This window comes from Nocardia implantans (genome assembly GCF_035544775.1).
Taxonomy (GTDB): Bacteria; Actinomycetota; Actinomycetes; order Mycobacteriales; family Mycobacteriaceae; genus Nocardia; species Nocardia implantans.
This window is the reverse complement of record NZ_JAYKYQ010000013.1, coordinates 154,119-171,489: the sequence shown is the minus strand read 5'-3', so window position 1 is coordinate 171,489 and position 17,371 is coordinate 154,119. Positions and strand designations below refer to the sequence as shown.

At 68.6% G+C, this 17,371-nt stretch carries 12 protein-coding genes; 5 read left to right on the top strand and 7 right to left on the bottom strand.

All coding sequences use genetic code 11. The annotated features are described in order from the left end of the window. Positions 1–2: 2 nt before the first annotated feature. Positions 3–1,481 carry a DHA2 family efflux MFS transporter permease subunit gene (locus U3653_RS27650; protein ID WP_195082112.1) on the top strand — a complete coding sequence of 493 codons (1,479 nt, stop codon included), beginning with the start codon at positions 3–5 and terminating at the stop codon, positions 1,479–1,481. 40 nt (positions 1,482–1,521) lie between these two features. Here U3653_RS27650 and U3653_RS27645 read toward each other — a convergent pair whose 3' ends face one another. The 6 genes from U3653_RS27645 to U3653_RS27620 all read right to left on the bottom strand — a co-directional run bounded on the left by U3653_RS27645 (position 1,522) and on the right by U3653_RS27620 (position 8,676). Beyond that, entirely contained in the window at positions 1,522–1,752 is a 231-nt protein-coding gene (locus U3653_RS27645; RefSeq protein ID WP_195082111.1) for a Uma2 family endonuclease, read from the bottom strand. 34 nt (positions 1,753–1,786) lie between these two features. Then, positions 1,787–3,349, bottom strand: a complete 1,563-nt coding sequence (locus U3653_RS27640; RefSeq protein WP_195082110.1) for a molybdopterin-dependent oxidoreductase — start codon at positions 3,347–3,349, stop codon at positions 1,787–1,789. A 120-nt stretch (positions 3,350–3,469) separates the two neighbouring features. Then, positions 3,470–5,263, bottom strand: coding sequence for an AMP-dependent synthetase/ligase (locus tag U3653_RS27635; RefSeq protein ID WP_195082109.1), 1,794 nt, complete (start codon positions 5,261–5,263; stop codon positions 3,470–3,472). Positions 5,264–5,382: 119 nt separating this feature from the next. Continuing rightward, positions 5,383–6,297, bottom strand: coding sequence for an alpha/beta hydrolase (locus tag U3653_RS27630; protein ID WP_195082108.1), 915 nt, complete (start codon positions 6,295–6,297; stop codon positions 5,383–5,385). A 22-nt stretch (positions 6,298–6,319) separates the two neighbouring features. Next, positions 6,320–7,150, bottom strand: a complete 831-nt coding sequence (locus tag U3653_RS27625) for an SDR family NAD(P)-dependent oxidoreductase (protein ID WP_195082107.1) — start codon at positions 7,148–7,150, stop codon at positions 6,320–6,322. Then, positions 7,147–8,676, bottom strand: a complete 1,530-nt coding sequence (locus tag U3653_RS27620; RefSeq protein ID WP_195082106.1) for a flavin-containing monooxygenase — start codon at positions 8,674–8,676, stop codon at positions 7,147–7,149. The genes U3653_RS27625 and U3653_RS27620 overlap by 4 nt, the downstream gene beginning before the upstream one ends. Before the next feature lie 71 nt (positions 8,677–8,747). Here U3653_RS27620 and U3653_RS27615 point away from each other — a divergent pair, with 71 nt between their 5' ends. Both U3653_RS27615 and U3653_RS27610 read left to right on the top strand, forming a co-directional pair. Further along, on the top strand, positions 8,748–9,380 hold the full coding sequence (locus tag U3653_RS27615) for a TetR/AcrR family transcriptional regulator (protein WP_323124375.1): 633 nt from the start codon (positions 8,748–8,750) through the stop codon (positions 9,378–9,380). 11 nt (positions 9,381–9,391) lie between these two features. Then, a complete protein-coding gene (locus U3653_RS27610) occupies positions 9,392–11,641 on the top strand; it encodes an NERD domain-containing protein (protein ID WP_195082105.1) in 2,250 nt (749 codons plus the stop codon). A 63-nt stretch (positions 11,642–11,704) separates the two neighbouring features. Here the strand turns inward: U3653_RS27610 and U3653_RS27605 are convergent, their stop codons facing one another. After that, entirely contained in the window at positions 11,705–15,859 is a 4,155-nt protein-coding gene (locus tag U3653_RS27605; protein WP_195082104.1) for a CHAT domain-containing protein, read from the bottom strand. A gap of 197 nt (positions 15,860–16,056) precedes the next feature. Here U3653_RS27605 and U3653_RS27600 point away from each other — a divergent pair, with 197 nt between their 5' ends. Further along, positions 16,057–16,404 carry a hypothetical protein gene (locus U3653_RS27600; protein ID WP_195082103.1) on the top strand — a complete coding sequence of 116 codons (348 nt, stop codon included), beginning with the start codon at positions 16,057–16,059 and terminating at the stop codon, positions 16,402–16,404. After that, positions 16,401–17,321 carry a hypothetical protein gene (locus U3653_RS27595; protein ID WP_195082102.1) on the top strand — a complete coding sequence of 307 codons (921 nt, stop codon included), beginning with the start codon at positions 16,401–16,403 and terminating at the stop codon, positions 17,319–17,321. Before U3653_RS27600 ends, U3653_RS27595 begins: the two co-directional genes overlap by 4 nt. Positions 17,322–17,371 lie beyond the last annotated feature (50 nt).

Sequence of the window (17,371 nt, the reverse complement as noted above, 5' to 3'; positions counted from 1 at the left end):
TGATGTCCACCCAACGCAATCCGTGGCTGGCGCTGCTCGCGCTGGTCGTCGGCTTCTTCATGATCCTGCTGGACATGACGATCGTCGCGGTCGCCAATCCCGCCATCATGACCAACTTGCACGCCGACATCTCCCAGGTGATCTGGGTGACCAGCGCCTACCTGCTCACCTACGCGGTGCCGCTGCTGGTCACCGGACGGCTGGGAGATCGATTCGGCCCCAAGAACATCTATCTGATCGGCCTGGCGGTGTTCACCGCGGCGTCGCTGTGGTGCGGCCTGTCCGGCAGCATCGGCATGCTGATCGCCGCGCGCGCCGCCCAGGGTGTCGGCGCCGCGCTGATGACGCCGCAGACCATGGCCGTGATCACCAGGACCTTCCCGCCGGACCGGCGCGGCGCGGCCATGGGTCTGTGGGGCGGCGTCGCGGGACTGGCGACGCTGGTGGGACCCATCCTCGGCGGTGTGCTGGTGGACGGTCTCGGCTGGGAGTGGATCTTCATCGTGAACGTCCCGGTCGGCGTCGTCGCCTTCGCGTTGGCGGTCTGGCTGGTGCCCGCCCTGCCGACGCACGAGCACAAGTTCGACATCCCCGGCGTGCTGCTCAGCGGCGTCGGCATGTTCCTGCTGGTGTTCGGCATCCAGGAGGGCAACACCTACGACTGGTCGCTGCGGATCTGGCTGCTGATCGGCGCGGGCCTGGTGGTGCTGGCGATCTTCCTGGTCAACCAGGCCAGGAACACCGGCGAGCCGCTGCTGCCGCTGAGCCTGTTCCGTGATCGCAACTTCGCGCTGTCGAATGCCGCGATCGCCGCGATGGGCGCGGCGGTGACCTCACTGATGGTGCCGACGTACTTCTATCTGCAGGCCGTGCGGGAGATGTCGCCGACGAAGTCCGCGCTGGTCTTCGCGCCGATGGCGATCGTCACCGGTTTCTCGGCCCCGCTGGTCGGCAAGTTCGCCGACAAGCTGCACCCGCGGATCGTGCCCACCGTCGGCTTCGGCCTGTTCGCAGTGTCGGTGTTCTGCTTCTCGATGCTGATGAAGCCGGACTCGTCGCTGGCGTGGTTCCTGGTGGCCGCGGCGCTGGCCGGTTTCGCCAACGCCTGCATCTGGGCTCCGCTGGCGTCCACCGCCACGCACAACCTGCCGGTCCAGCAGGCCGGGGCGGGCGCCGGTGTCTACAACACCACCCGCCAGGTGGGCTCGGTGCTCGGCAGCGCGGCGATCAGCGCCCTGGTGGCGGCGCGGCTGACGGCGAACGGCCTCGGCGGCGGCCAGGTCGCCGAAGGCGGCGCTGGCCAAGGCCCGCTCCCGGAATTCGTCAAGGATTCTTTCAGCACCGCGCTGAGCCAATCCGCGCTGCTGCCCGCTGCCGTCCTGCTCATCGGCGTCGCCGCCTCGGTCCTGTTCATCCGCCACGGCGAGTCCGCACAAGCTCAACCTGAGCGGAAATTGGTCAAGGCAGATCTCAGCAGCTGAAGTCCCGCTGATGCCCGCGCGCAAAGCTTCCGGGCGGGCATCAGCGTGCCAGCACGCCCGGCCTCGTCCAGTCGATTTTGATCTCGATCGGCACATCGATCACCGTCTGCGATTCGCTCGGCTCCAGTTTCCTACGCAATCGGTACTGGCTGAGCACTTGGTCGAGTACATAGACCTCGATCGAATCGACGCAATTGTTCGACACCCAGACGATCCAGTACCACGGGATCCCGGCGAGCGCGTACTCCGCGAGCTTGTCGGCCGTGTCCACACGCTCGGTGCCCGGCGCACGACCATCCGGCGTATCAACCTACGCTGACCGTGACCGAGGGGTAGCCGGTCGCGCCGTCGGGGATGACGTCGCGGCGCTCGGCGGTTTGGGTTTCGCCGGCGCCGTCGGTGGCGCGGGCGCGCAGGGTGTGCGGGCCGGGGGTGGCGTCCCAGTCGAAGACCCACTGGCGCCAGGTGTCGATGGACTGCTCTTCGGAGAGGCGGGCCTGTTGCCAGGGGCCGTCGTCGATCTGGACTTCCACGGCGCTGATGCCGCGATGCTGCGCCCACGCGACTCCGGCGATGGGGATGGTGCCCGGCTGGAGGCGGCCGCGGGCGCGTGGCGTGTCGATGCGGGCGCCGGTCTTGATCGGGCCTTGCGCCGACCAGCCGCGGCGGGTCCAGTACGCGGTGGCGCGGTCGAAGCGGGTGACCTCCAGTTCGGTCACCCATTTGGTGGCCGAGACGTAGCCGTAGAGACCGGGCACGACCAGCCGGGCCGGGTAACCGTGCTGCACCGGAAGCGGTTCGCCGTTCATGCCGATCGCCAAGAGCGCGTCGCGTCCGTCGGTGAGCACCGCCAGCGGCGTCCCCGCGGTCCAGCCGTCGGCGCTGTGCGAGAGGACCATGTCCGCGTCGGGGTGTGGCCCCGCCTCGGCCAGCAGCTGATCCACGCGGTATCCGAGCCAGCGCGCGTTGCCGATCAGGTCCCCGCCCACCGGATTGGACACGCAGGCCAGCGTGACCAGGTGTTCCTCCACCGGGCGAAGCGCCAGATCCGCCCAGTCGAGCCGAATCTCGCGATCGACCATGCCGTGGATGCGCAGCGACCAGCCGTCCTTGGACACCTGCGGCACGATCAGGGCGGTGTCGATCCGGTAGAAGTCGTCGTTCGCGGTCAGGTACGGCGTCAGCCCTGGGACGCGGAGGTCGACGCCGGGCGGGACCGGCTCGGTGGGCGCCGACGGTTCCGGCAACCGCACCGCGGCTCGCTCGCCGGACACGTCGCTGCGGCGCGCGCCGAGCACCCGCCCGCCGATCCCCGTGACCGCCGCCAGCCCGCCGGCCACCAGCAGTCCCCGCAAGACTTGCCTGCGTTCCGGAGCCGCCGAGCCGGACTCCGATGTTCCGCTGGCCGATGCGGGCGAGGCCGCCTCGGCCTGCCGCTCCCCGGACGCCGCGTCGATGCGACGGGTCAGCGCGCGCAGCGAGTAGATGCCGACGGCGACGCCGACGACGGTCGGCAACGCGGCGGCCAGGCCGGTCCGCGATACCGCGATCCATGCCGTGATCACCCCGAACACGGCGAACAACCACGACCCGGCGGCCCGGGTGGTCCGCTCGATCGCACCGGCCACCCCGGCGACCAAAACGGCGATCACGCCCATGATCACGTACAGCGCGGCCTTGTCGCCGGTGCCGAAGGTGGTGATGGCCCATTCCCGCACCCCATCGGGGGTGTGGTCGACCACGGCCGAACCGAGGACGTGCAGCGGCGCGCTGTCGGGGCCGAGGAAGGCCGCGAGCAATTCGGCGACGCCCAGGGTCAGACCCGCCGAGACGATCCCGGCCACCACGCGCGGTCGCAGATCGGCCATGGCATCGAGACTACTGCCGGTCGTCCGCCGCGCGGGTCGGCCACCGACTACTCCCTGGTGGCGGTCCGTGACACGCGAAAAGCGCTGCCCGCGCACGGACAGCGCCTTTCTGCGATCGGTTCAGTTGTAGATACTCGCCACGTCGTCGGCGTGCTGCTTCATCACGACCGCGCGCTTGAGCGACATCTTGGGGGTGAGCTCGCCGGTCTCCTGGGTCCAGTCGATCGTCAGCAGACGGATCTTCTTGATCTGCTCGGCCTTCGACACCTTCTTGTTCGTCTCGGCCACCGCCGCGTTCACCTCGGCGAGCAGATCCGGGTTCTCGATCAGCTTCTCGATCGGGGTGTCGGCGGGCAGGCTGTTGCGTTCCTTCCAGCCGGGCAGCGACTCCGGGTCCAGCGTGATCAGCGCGCCGATGAACGGCTGACCGTCGCCGACCACCATCACCTGGCTGATCAGCGGGTGCGCCCGCAGCGAGTCCTCCAGCAGCGCGGGGGAGACGTTCTTGCCACCGGCGGTGACGATGATCTCCTTCTTGCGGCCGGTGATGGTGATGAAGCCGTCGGCGTCGATGGCGCCGAGGTCACCGGTCTTGAACCAGCCGTCCTCGAAGGCGTCCTCGGTGGCCTCCGCGTTGCCCCAGTAGCCGCTGAACACGACCGAGCCGCGCAGCAGCAGCTCACCGTCCTCGGCGATCTTGGCGGCGTGGCCCTCGATCGGCCGGCCGACCGAGCCGACCCGGATGTGCTCCGGGGTGTTGACCGAGATGGCCGCGGTGGTCTCGGTGAGGCCGTAACCCTCGTAGATGGTCACGCCGACGCCGCGGAAGAAGTGGCCGAGCCGCGCGCCGAGCGGGCCGCCGCCGGAGACGGCCGCCTCGCACTGGCCGCCCAGGGCCGCCCGCAGTTTGCTGTAGACCAGCTTGTCGAACAGCGCGTGCTTCAGCTTCAGCACCACGCCGGGTCCGCCGTTGTCCAGCGACTCGCTCCACGCGATCGCGGTCTCGGCGGCGGCGTCGAAGATCTTGCCCTTGCCGCCGTCGTGCGCCTTCTGCTTGGCGCTGTTGAACACCTTCTCGAACACCCGGGGCACCGAGAGGATGAAGTGCGGCCGGTAGCTGCCGAACTGCTCGACCAGGGTGGACCAGTCGGCGGTGTGCGCGACGATCACCTTCGCGTCGAACGCGGCCAGCGCGACTGCGCGGGCGAAGACGTGCGCCAGCGGCAGGAACATGAGGGTCTTCTTGCCCTCGGTGACGTACTTGTGCAGCGCGATCCGGTCGGATTTGGACTCCGCGTACAGGTTCGCGTGGGTCAGCATGACGCCCTTCGGGCGGCCCGTGGTGCCCGAGGTGTAGATCAGCGTGGCGGGCGACTTCGCGCCGACCTGCGCGCGGCGGCCGTGCACGATCTGGTCGTCGAGGTCGGCGCCTGCGGCGGTCAGCTCGTCCAGCGCGCCCTTGTCGATCTGCAGGGTCTGGCGCAGGTCGGGCAGCGACCCGGCTTCGATCTCGTCGATCACCTTGCGATGCTTGTCGCTGTCGACGATCAGCAGCTTGGTGGCCGAGTCCTGCAGGATCCACTTGGCCTGCTCGGCGGCGGAGCTGTCGTAGATCGCGACGGTGCAGCCGCCCGCGGCCCAGATGGCGAAATCGAGGACGGCCCACTCGTAGCGGGTGGGGGCCATGATGGCGACGCGATCGCCGAGTTCGAGACCCGAGGCGATCAGGCCTTTCGCCACCCCGGTAACCGTTTTCGCGAATTCCGCGGCGGTGACGTCCCGCCACCCGCCACCGCCGTTCGGCACGTTGAACAGCACCGTGTTCGGCGACTGCTCGGCGTGGCGGAAGACGTTGTCGGAATTGTTCGCGTCATCCGGAATGGTGTAAGAAGCCGGGACTTCGAACTCTCGCATCAGTGCCCTTCCACGTGGGTTTACTCGCCAGTAATCTACGACACCTGCGCCAGGGCCGTGAGGTCGACCACCGCCAATCGCCTCCGTACATCACCGCAGGCTGGGGACCCGCTCGAATTTCATCCTAGTTCGCGCAGGTCCGCCGGTTGAACGGCTTCGCGCAGGAACTCGGCGAGTTCGCGCAGGACGGCCGCGGCGGGCGCCGCAAGCGCGGCCTGCAGTTGAGCGACGTGCCACAGGCCCTCGCTTTCGGTGAAACGCACCTGCACCCCCGCCGCGCGCAGCGCGGCGACCAGCGCGACGCACTGCCGGTGCAGCAGTTCGCTGACGTCCACCTGCACATAGGTCGGCGGCAGGCCGCGCAACTCGCCGGTCAGCGGGGCGTAGACCGGGTCGGCGGCATCGCCGTCGCCGAGATAGGCGGCGGCGCAGGCGCGTGACCAGGGCTTGCTGATCACCAGATCGCGTTCCCGATCCGGGATCTCGTTCGGGTCTGCCCACGGCGCGATCAAACCGAGCGCGGCCGGGGTCTGCCCGTGCCGGGCGATCAGTCGCTGTGCCAGCGCGAGCGACAGCCCGCCGCCCGCGGAGTCACCCGAGACGGCGATCCGGTCCGGCCGCAGACCTGTCGCCACCAGCTCGAGGAACGCCGCCTCGGCGTCGTCCAGTGCCGCCGGTAAGGGGTGCTCCGGCGCCAGCCGGTAGTCCAGCACGTAGACCGGGCAGCCGACGTCCCGCGCCAGCCGCGCCGCCAGCGAGCGATGTGTCGCGAGCGAGCCGACCGCGTAGCCGCCGCCGTGCAGATAGAGAACCGCGCCGTGCTCGCAGGTCTTCGCGAAGTCGATCCGCTCGGCGGGCCTGCCACCGAGGCGCGTGGGTCGTACCACGGCGCCCGCGGGCAGCAACTGCGCCCGCGAACTCACGTCGAGCAGCCTGCGCTGCAGCGTGAACGGCAACCGCTTGTTCAGCGTGGCCCGGAAGATCGGATTCAGTACCGCCCGCGCCAGCGGCAGGGGCAGGTCGATGTCCCGCATTCGTCGTTCCTCGAATCCGCGATCAGGGCAGGAAGCGGCGTTCGACGTTGGCCGCGATCCGCTGATAGCCCGACGCGGTGACCCGCACGAACAGATCCAGCAGCTTGGCCTCCCAGCCGATCAGCACCCGGCCCTGCCCCTTGCGCACGCCCTCGACGATGGTCTGCGCCGCCATCTCCGGGGTGTGGATGGCCAGCTTCCGGTCGAACATCGACGCGGCCGACTTGGCATCGATGCCCTCGGCGTAGGTGGCGTTGCGCGCGACGGCGGTCTTGATGCCGCCGGGATGCACACAGGTGACCTTGACCGGGTGCCGGGCGACCAGCATCTCCTGGCGCAGCGACTCGGTGAAGCCGCGCACCGCGAACTTCGCCGCGTTGTAGGCGCTCTGTCCGGGGATCGCGATGAGGCCGAAGAGGCTGGACACGTTGACGATGTGGCCGTCACCGGACTCGATGACCATCGGCAGGAACGCCTTGGTGCCGTTGACCACGCCCCAGAAATCGACGTCCATCACGCGCTCGAAGTCCTTGTACTCCGAGCGGACGACCTCGCCGTGGTGGGCGATGCCCGCGTTGTTGTAGACCTGATGCACCGTGCCGAAGTGCGCTTTCACCGCGTCGGCGTAGAGAATCACCGCTTCGCGTTCGACCACGTTCAGCCGGTCGGACTTGACCTCGGCGCCGAGCTGCTCGCAGCGGCGCACGGTCTCGGCGAGACCATCGACATCGATGTCCGACAGTGCCAGCTTGGCGCCGCGCCGGGCCAGATTCACCGCCAGCGCGCGGCCGATCCCGGAACCCGCTCCGGTGATCACACATACCTTGTTCTTGAAGTAAGCGTCACTGCTCACGATGCCACTGCTTTCAGGTCTGCCGAGGAAATGGAGATGTCGTACGCCGCCACGTCGAATGTCTTGGTCAGCCGACGGAATTCGAAGGTGAAGTCCGGCCACAGCGTGGTGTTGTTGCCGTGCTTGTCCAGGTACCAGCTCGAGCACCCGCCGGTCAGCCAGACGCTGCTCGCCAGCTTTCTCTGCAGGTCGGCGTTGTAGGCATCCTGCACGTCGCGGCGCACTTCCACGGTACGCAGGTCGAGACGGTCGAAGGTAGCCAGCGCGTCGGCGATGTAATTGATCTGCGATTCGATCATGTACACCATCGAGGTGTGCCCCAGGCCGACGTTCGGGCCGAGCAGGAAGAACATATTGGGGAAATTGGCGATCGCGGAGCCCTTGTATCCCTGCTGCCCGATCTCGTCGAACACCTCCGACAGGGTGCGCCCGTCGCGGCCCGTGATGGTGTTGTAGGTGGGGGAGTCGGTGACGTGGAAGCCGGTCGCCACGATCAGCGCGTCGATCTCGCGCTCGGTGCCGTCCTTCGTGACGATCGAGTTGGCGCGCACCTCGGCGATGCCGTCGGTGACCACGTCGACGTTGGGACGCGAGAGCGCGGGGTAGTAGTCGTTGGAGATCAGCATGCGCTTGCAGCCGATCCGGAAATCCGGCGTCACCTTCGCGCGCAGTTCGGGGTCGCGGATCTCGTAGCGCAGTTTGGCCTTCGCGATCGCCTCGAACAGCTGCATCAGGGCGGGCGCCTTGGCCAAGCCGATCACCTGGGTCTCGCGCGCGGCGTAGATGGCCGCGCGGGACAGTCGCTGCAGGCCCGGCACGTGCTTGAAGGCCAGTCGCTCGGCCGTCGTGTACGGGCGGTCAAGGCGCGGCAGCAGCCACGGCGCGGTGCGTTGGTAGACGTCCAGGTGACCGACCTTCGGGGCGATGGCGGGCACGATCTGGATCGCCGAAGCGCCGGTGCCGATGATGGCGACCCGCTTGCCGGTGAGGTCGGCGTCGTGGTTCCAGCGCGCGGAGTGGAAGATCTCGCCTTCGAACGCGCCGATGCCCTTGATGTCCGGCAGCGCGGGCTCGCACAGCGCGCCGACGGCGGAGATCACGGTGTTGGCGGTGAAGCTGCCCTTGGTGGACTCGATCTCCCACAGCGCGGTCTCGTCGTTCCAGCGGGCGCTGGTCACGTCGCAGTCGAAGATGTGCTTGTCGCGCACGTCGTAGCGCTTCGACACGTCCTGGATGTACTGCTGGATCTCGCCCTGCCGGGAGAACGAGCGCGACCAGTTGGGGTTCAGCGCGAACGAGTACGAGTACAGGTGCGAGGGAACGTCGCAGGCCGCGCCGGGGTAGGTGTTGTCGCGCCAGGTGCCGCCGACGTCGCTGCCGCGCTCCAGCACGAGGAAGTCGTTGCGACCCTGCTGGGTCAGCCGGATGGCCAGACCCAGACCCGCGAACCCGCTGCCGATGATGATCGTCCTCGCGTGGCGCGTGGGTCGGCCGGCGACAGCTTTGTCTGTAACCTTGCGACTCATGTAACTCAGCCTACGGTCCTATTGAGCGCGAGTCAACAGTGTATTGACTGGCGTTCAGTAGGATTGGGCGCGTGACGAGAACCCAGGCAGACGCGCCCAAGCGCACGCGGCTGAGTCCCGACGAGCGCCGTGAGCAGCTGATCACACTGGGCGCGAAGATGCTCGGCGAGCGTTCCATCGAGGACATCTCCGTCAGCGAGATCGCCGCCGAGGCGGGCATCTCGCGCGGCCTGCTGTTCCACTATTTCCCGACCAAGCAGGACTTCCAGCTGGCGATCGTGCAGCACGCCAACGCCGAACTGCTCGAGCGCGTCGCCCCGGATCGCTCGCTCGGCCTGTTCGAGATGCTGCGCGACTCGATCGAGCGCTACATCGAGTACGTCACGGAGAACCGGATGTCGTATCTCGCGCTGCTGCGCGGACCCACCAGTGTCAGCCCCGAGCTGGCCCCGCTGGTGGACCAGACCCGCGATGCCATCATCGGGATCATCCTGGCCGAGACCCCCGTTCCGGTCGCCGAAGACGACCATCCCCGCCTCATGCTCGCCATGCGCGGCTGGATCGCGTTCGTCGAGGAATCCACGCTCACCTGGCTGCGTTCCGAGCCCATCTCCCGCACGGAGCTGATCGACCTGCTGGTCGAATCGCTGATCGCCATAGCGTTCTCGGTGGATCCGGCTTTGGCTGCGGCGCTGAGGGGTTGACGAGTTCCTGCGTGGAATCGGTCGCCGCTGTGGCGCTGCCCACACGCCGCACTTCGCATGCCCTTGTGCTGCCAATACCGTGCTGCTCCAGTGCCTTTCGATTTTGTGTCGGAAATCCCGGCGCATACCGTTGTGTGGTCGATGGTGTGGGACGGCGATGGAGGCCGCCGATGTTGGTCATCAATGAACGAACGACGGCGCCGCGATCCGAACAGCGCGTGCTCGACTGGATGCGGACCTGGACCGGCCAGTACGTCATTGTCGGACTCGCGATCTCGGGGTGTTACCTACCCGACCGTGAGCGCAAGGACGAAACGCAGGAAGCCGATCTGGTGGTGATCACCCCCAGGGCGGCGGTCGTCGTCGAGGTCAAGGGCACCGTCCCGGAGGCGACGAGCGGTGTCCTTTCGGTGCAGGCCAACGGCCGCTGGCGGCTGTCCGGCTACGCGGGCGACCCGATCCACGTGCGCGACCACGACAGCAGTCCGTTCGACCAGGTGACGAACAACGTCTTCAATCTGAAGGCGCTGGTGCGCAAGCACAACGCCGAGGCGTTCGTCGACGGTCTGATCGTGGTGGTGCCGCCGAAGGATTCGAACCTCACGCTGAACATCGAGTCACGCAGGCGCGGTTGCGCGGTGGTGCTCGGAGCCGGGCAGGCCGATCTGCGGGCGTGGTTCCACCGCACCGCGAGCCGCAAACTCCTCTGGACCGCCGAACGCACCCATGCCCTGCTGACCGACTTGAACCTGGGCGATCAGGTCACCGTGGACGACCTGGTGGCGGACGGTTTTCCGCCGGAGCGCAAGTTGCGGGCCGGGACGCTGGCGGCGTTGGACAGCGTCACGCGCAAGGCTCCTGAACTCGACGGTAGGGGGTCCTCCGAGGATTCCGACGCGGGTGACGTGTCGGCTGGTGCGGGAGCGGCGGCCGTGGCAGCTGTGCCGGAGCAGCCCGATGCGGTACCGGAGGCACGGGATACTGTGCCGGAGGTGTCCGATGCGGTACCGGAGGCACGGGATACTGTGCCGGAGGTGCCGAATGCCATTGCGGAGTCGCCGGCTGCCGTTCTGCAGTCGCCGGACGCCGTTGCGGAGGCCGCGAGCCTCAGCGCATCCAGTTCGACGGAAACGTCCGGGAACGGAGGCGAGCGAGAGGTAGATCGGCAGGTCACGGAGTCGGAGCAGTCGCCTGCGTTGCCCGCGCCGAAGGAGACCGCCGCCTCGGAACTCGATACCGAGCATGAGGTGTCGGAGCCTGTGTCTTCGGCGCGGTCCCGTGCCTCGAGCTCGCAAGCCGACCGGTCATCTCGGCAGTCGTTGGAGGACACCGCCCTCCCGGACAGCAGCCAGGCCCCCGCGTCCGAGCCGCATCCCGCGCACGCACCCGTTACGCCTGCACGCGCACCGGCCGCTGAAGTGGACCCTTTCGCACCGGAATTCCTCGCGCCGGAGCCGGTACCGGCGCCTACGTCGGACACGGCAGCTCATTCCGACCGGTACGCCTGGGAAGAAAACCGGCCGGCCTCGCATCTTTCGGATTCGCCCCCGCCCGATTCCGATGTGTGGAAGAACGATCGCCACGAGTCGCCTCGCTTCGAAGGCAGGCTCGCGGCGAGGCCCGAGGCCGAGTCGGATCCAGACGAACCGGAACCGTTCGCGACCGGAGCTGCGGCGTCGGTACGGCGTGCCCCGGCTGAGCCCGAGGGGCCTGCGTCGACTGACGCCGAACTCGATTCTGTCGATGCGGAATACAGCCCCGCCGCGCGCCCAGCCGCCGCACCGTCGTCGTTCACCGACAGTTGGTCCTCGTGGATCGATCCCGCCCCCGACCGGCCGCTACGCCCCCGTCCGGTGCAGGCTCCCGTGCCGAGCCGACCCACGTCGTGGTCCACACCCACCCGCGATCCGGAGCCACTGCGTCGCCCCACGCCGACCGCCGTTCTCGAGCGGCGTCCACGGGTGGCGGTGCGCGAGCAGCTGACCGCACTGTCCGCGCGCATCCCGGGGCGCGGCTCCGAGAAATCGAAGTCACGCGGCCACCGCTCGCAACAGATCGCCGCGGTGGCGCTGATCGTGCTCGTCATCGGAACGATCTGGATATTGGCCGCCTCCTGCTCGACACCCGCGGGCGGCGCCGTGCGCCCCACCCAAGCCCCCGTGCTCACCACCGAGGCAGTTCCGCCTCCGCCGACCGTCACCGAAACCCCGGCCCGCATGAACCTGCTGCCGTTGTGCACTCCGTTCACACCCAAGTGCTGACGACGTAGTACGGCACGCGCTCAGAGGCGTCGGCCGCCGGAGCGCTCGGCTGCAAGCGGGGTCTCACGCCCCGGCGTGCAGGTAGGCCGCCCAGAGCGAGGGCGTGGCGGGAAGTGCGTCGCGCACCTGGTGGACGGCTTTGTGTAGTGCGTATGCGGCATCGGTTACGTCGTCCAGCGCGGTGTAGAACGCGTCGGCGATCTGGACAGCGATTTCGTCGTCGATGGTCCATAGCGTGCCGATGACGTGCGGGTATCCGGCGAGCTGGAACGCCGAGGCGAGATGGATGGCTTCGTCCAGGAGCCTGCCGTTGGTGGTCAGGGCGGTTTCGCAGGCCGAAAGGTAGGCCAGCCGTGCGCGGTCCAGTTGGACCGAGGCGAGTTCGGCGACGGTGAGCGGATCCGTGTCGTGGTCGTGCAGCAGCAGGTGGCTGCGGGACGGGTCGGCCGGATCGTTGGCGCCGTGGCAGGCGAAGTGCACGATGGCGCAGTCCGCCAAGCGATCGAGGACATTGGCCTTGGTCGGGAAGGCTGTGGTAGCGCCAGGTGACGCCGCGATCGCCGAGCCGTCGGTGAGACCGGACTCCGGTTCGGTGAGCGTCGTCGCGGACGGCAGGTGGGCGGCGACCGCGCGGACTTCATCGGGCACGTGGTGCAGGCGCCCCGCGACCCCCGGAGTGGTAGGCATCGCGACGATGAGTGCGCAGCCGCGAGCAGGCTCGGTGCTCGATGAACGCCCGCGCGCGTGGCGAAGGGCGGCGATGGTGGGCGTGTAGGAGGAGACCACCCGGTCCAGCACCGCACGACCTGCGGGACCAGGGGGCTTGGTGTGGTATCCGGCGGCGTGGATGGGCAGCAGCCCCAGCAGACCACCCGGTATCCACCAGACCCGAGGGCCTGCCCCATCCGCGGCGGACCGTTCCCGGTAGCCCAAGGCGTCCAGGACGGGGCCTGCGGCGTTGTCCCACAACCATTCCAGGATCCGGCTGAGCTGTCGCTGGGCCGCTTGCCGCTCCTGCCCGGTGCGGCCTTCGCCTGCGACTCGCAAGGCTTCGTGGAAGGCGAGAACCTGGTCGATCACGGTCTCGAGCGACAGGCCGGGCAGCGGCAGGCAGGTGGTTCCGCCAGGGGTGAGCAGAAGCGCATCGCAGCGATATCCGCTGATATTGAACGCCACCACCGGGCCGTGGCCGGCCTGAGCGATGAGTTCCTCCGCCGATGGGGGCAGAGCGAAGGATGCGAATTCAGGTAGCGCACGAATTCGCGCCAGCACCTCGTTCAGCTCCCGCGCCGATCGTGCCCGGTCCGCGATCGGGTCCGCGGCCGCGTCGGGCGCGGCGGGGGCATCGGTAGGTCGGTCGAGCAGGTTCCGGAGTCGGACGAAGTCGGAGGCCAGCTCGGGGTGCTGCGCTTCGAGGTCGGTGAGGTCACCGCGGACCTGCACTGCTTGGCTCGACAGCACCGCCCGCCCCGCCTCCAGCAGCCGTAACGCCAGAATGGGGCGCTCGTCCGGTGGTGTGCCCGGATCTCGCAGCGCCAGTGCGGCCGCGTCGGAACCGAGTCCGGCGTACTCGCCGAGGACATGCTGTTGATCCGGCCGCGCCAACTCGCGTGGCGCGAGTTCGGGCAGCAATCGGATCGCTTGTCGCAGCAGCTCCGCCGCTCGGCCCGGCTCCGCTGTCGCGGCCAGCTCGGCCGCACTACGAGCTGCCCGTATACGTAGCGAGGGCGCGGCTGTGGCCAGCTCGGCGGCGGCCTGCATGGCGTTCGTCGCCTCCTGCCGATCAGCCGCGCTGCCGGTCCGTTCGGATCGGGCTGCCACAGCTTCGGCGAGGTTGATCCGCACGATGGCGTGTTCGGGATGGTCGGCGGGCATGGCCGCGACTGCCTGCCGGCCGATTCGGATCGCTTCGTCCAAATCGTCCGGCATTCCGGTCTGCTCGAACCGGATATGCAGCGGGAGGGCGAGGTTGGACAACCGGTTGGCGAGGTCGGGGTGGTCTGCGGGTGTCGCCTCGACCCCCTCCCGGCATAGTGCGATCGCTTCGTCCAGATCAGCCGCCGACCCCGTCCGTTCGGACCGCTTCGAAAGGACAGCACCGAGATCCGACAGCGTCTCGGCACGAGCGGGGTGGTCGAGCGGGAGGATGCTCGAGGATTGCCGGAGGGTGACGATGGCTTCGTCCAAAACGGCCGGCGTTCCCGTCCGCTCGAATCGCCTCAGCATGGATGCCGCGAGCTCCGACAGCATGGCGGAAAGATCGGGATGATCGGTTGGCGTGGCCGCGACGGCCTGCCGACCCATTCGGATCGCTTCGTCCAAATCGTCCATCGCACCCGTCCGTTGGAACCGAATCCGCAGGGGGATGGCGAGATTGGACAGGTGGCGGGCTCGGAGAGGGTAGTCGGCCGGTGTGGCCGCCACCGCCATGCGATTCACTCGGATCGCCTCGTCCAGATCGGCCTGCGCACCCGTTCGATCGAACCGCCTCCACAATCCGACACCGAGATTCGACAGCATCGTGATACGCCAGGGATGGTCGGGAGCAATGATGTCCACGGCTTTCCGGAGGGCGCTGATCGCCTCGTCGAGGTCGGTCGTCAGCCCTGTTCGGTGCGACCGGGCCACCAGGCAGGTGGCCAGATTCGAGCGGGTGACGGCCAGGCCGGGGTGGTCCGCGGGCGTGGCGGCGACCGCATCCCGGCCGATCCGGATCGCCTCGTCCAAGTCGGCCATCTCGCCGCTGCGCTGAAATCGGCTCAGGAGGCAGGTGACGAGATTGGACAGTGTGGTGGCCAGGTCGCGATGGCCGGTGGGCACGGCCGCCACCGCCTGTCGGCCGATCTCGATCGCCTCGTCCAGATCGGGCGGTCCTCCTATCCGCTCGAACCGCTTCAGCAGGGCATTCGCCAGATTGGACGATGTGCTTGCCAGGTCGGGATGATCGGCGGGCGTGACGTCCACGGCTTCCCGAAGCGTGGCGACAGCCTCGTCCAGATCGCTCATGTCGCCGATCCGCTCGAACCGCCGCAACACCGTGGCCCCGTGAGCGGACAGGATGTTGCCCAGGTCCAAGCGGTCGGAGCCGAGTGCCACCGCCTGCCGACCGAAGCGAATCGCTTCGTCCAGGTCGGCCTGTGACCCGGTACTTTCGAACCGGTTCAGCAAAGCGGTCCCGAGCGTGGACAGCGACACGGGGCGGCTGGCGTCGTCGGCGTATTCCGCGGCTTCCCGGAGCAGAGCGATGGCCTCGTCCAGATCGGCCGCCGAGCCGGTTCGCTGGGACCGTAGATGCAGGGCGGTTCCGAGAATGGACGTACTGTCGGCGCGCTCGGGATGATCCGGGGTCGCGGCCGCTACCGCTCGCCGGCCGAATTCGATCGCCTCATCCAGGTCGTGCGATCGCCCTGCCAGCGCGAATCGGGTCACCAGAGCCCGGCCGATGCTGGTCATCCGGCCGGTGCGCTGCGCGTGACCGGGTGGCGTGCCTGCCACCGCCTGCCGACCGATTCGGATCGCTTCGTCCAAGTCGTCCCACGCACCGGTCACCTCACCTCGCATCCGCAGGGAGACGCCGACATCGGACAGAATGTCGACACCCTCGAGGTGGTCCGTGGCCGCCACCGCCTGCCTGCCGACCCGGATCGCCTCGTCCAGATCGGGCAACGCCATCGTCACCGTGTACTGATGCCGCAGGGCGCGACCGAGCGCGCTGATCCTTCCGGCGCGCTCGGGATGGTCGGTGGGCGTGGCCGCGATCATCGACCGCAGCATGAGGACCGACTCGTGCAGATCGGCGATCGTTCCTGTCCGCTCGAACCGGATCCGCATGGCCAACGAGACAAAACCCAGCAGTCCGGCCACGTCGGGGTCATCAGGCGGCGTGGCGTCCACCGCTCGTCGAGCTGTGCGGATCGCCTCGTCCAAGTCGGCCGACGTCCCGGTGTGCTGGAAACGGGTCCACAGTCCGCCACCTAGTTCGCCCAGGACGACGGCGAGGTTCGGGCTGTCGGCGGGGATGGCATCGACGGCTTTCCGCAGGGAGTCGATGGCGTCGTCCAGATCGGTGATCGCCTCTGTCTCCTTGAACCGGCGATAGAGAGCGTCCGCGAGGCGGAACAGAAGCAGCGCCCGCGCGGGGTGGTCGGCGGGGGTGGTGGCCAACTTCCGTCGCAGGAGTTTGATCGCGCCCGTGCACAAGGTGGCGTTGACCGTCACACCGCATCGACCCCCACGGTTTGCCCATCGCCTGCCAGCTGATCACCGATCACCTCTGGCACAACGGTTTACGGCGATATGATCGCACGGCACGCGCTCACCGGCAGTGGCTCCGGCGGCAGTGCCTGTCGTATTCACCTGTGCACCTGGGGGTTCGGTTGCCGCCGTCACAAGATGCAGCGCGAGTCACCGCCGGGTTGGCGTATCTCTGTGGTCACCTGCAGGAGATCCGCAGCACCCTCGGCGACGACGAGACGGACGCCTCGACCCCGTTGCGAAAGCTACTCGACGCGGTCCGGTCGGGGTCCGGGGCGGACATCGCGACCACGCTGGATGCGGTGCACGCCGCTCTGCGCACGGTGGGCGACGCGCGCGGAATCTACGGACACCACCGCGGTCTGACGCCGGTCGGCGTGCACAGCATCGAGGTCGTCTACCGCTGCCCACTCGAACGCTGCGACGGCCGTGGGCGCGACGAGGTCGATGCCGACCCACCCCACTGCGCGATCAGTGGTCAGGAACTGCGACGAGAACGGCTCTCATGAGCGGGCTGTGGAGCGAACTGGCGAAAAAGCTCGCCGAGAAGTGGTTCTCGCTGCTCGTTCTGCCCGGCGCGTTCTATCTGGCGCTCGCCGCCACCGCGCGCACGCTCGGCCATGCGCACGCACTGGACGTCGGCCTGCTCACTCGGCGTGTCACCGACCACGCCAAGAACCCGGCGGTCACCAGCACCGGCGGGCAGGTCGTCGTCCTGGCCGCGCTCCTCGCCGCCGCCGCGGCGATCGCTTTCGTCGCCCAATCGCTCGGAACGCTCATCGAGCGAGGTGTACTAGCCGCGGAATGGCAAGCGTGGCCGCTGCCGGGACGGTACCTGGCTCGGCGATCGCTGTCCCGCCGTCAGCGCCGCTGGGACAGCGCCAACGCCGACTATCTCCGGGAATACCAGCAGGCTTTGGCTCCCGATCCGACTGCCCGACCCGATCCGGCGCTGCGACACCGTGCGGCCCGCCGACGAGCGCGCATTTCGGTCGAACGCCCCGAGCGCCCGACCTGGAGCGGCGACCGCATCCACGCCGCCGCGCTCCGGCTCGACCGCGACCACCATCTCGACCTCGCGCCCGTGTGGCCGTCGCTATGGCTGGTCCTGCCGGATCCCGTTCGCGACGAGATCACCACCGCCCGCACCGCGCTTTCGCGAGCCACGACGCTCGCGGCCTGGTCCGTTCTCTACCTCGCCCTGACCATCTGGTGGTGGCCCGCCGCACCCCTCGCCGCCGTCATCGCGGCAACCGCCCATCATCGAATCCGCACGACGACCGACACCTACGCCACCCTTTTGGAAAGCGCCGCCCGTCTGCACGCCACCACCCTCGCCACCCAACTCGGCATCGACCACACCGGTCCACTCAGCCCGCAGCTCGGTCACGCCCTCACGCGTCACCTGCGCCCATCGACCGCATGACCCTGGCAGGGGCCGCAGCGTAAAGTGTTGGCTGCGTTGCCCATTCGACT

Bases quoted from the DNA above. Each gene is read 5' to 3' on its own strand.
- U3653_RS27620 (WP_195082106.1), bottom strand. From the start codon at position 8,676: ATGAGTCGCAAGGTTACAGACAAAGCTGTCGCCGGCCGACCCACGCGC.
- U3653_RS27630 (WP_195082108.1), bottom strand. From the start codon at position 6,297: ATGCGGGACATCGACCTGCCCCTGCCGCTGGCGCGGGCGGTACTGAAT.
- U3653_RS27650 (WP_195082112.1), top strand. From the start codon at position 3: ATGTCCACCCAACGCAATCCGTGGCTGGCGCTGCTCGCGCTGGTCGTC.
- U3653_RS27595 (WP_195082102.1), top strand. From the start codon at position 16,401: ATGAGCGGGCTGTGGAGCGAACTGGCGAAAAAGCTCGCCGAGAAGTGG.
- U3653_RS27640 (WP_195082110.1), bottom strand. From the start codon at position 3,349: ATGGCCGATCTGCGACCGCGCGTGGTGGCCGGGATCGTCTCGGCGGGT.
- U3653_RS27635 (WP_195082109.1), bottom strand. From the start codon at position 5,263: ATGCGAGAGTTCGAAGTCCCGGCTTCTTACACCATTCCGGATGACGCG.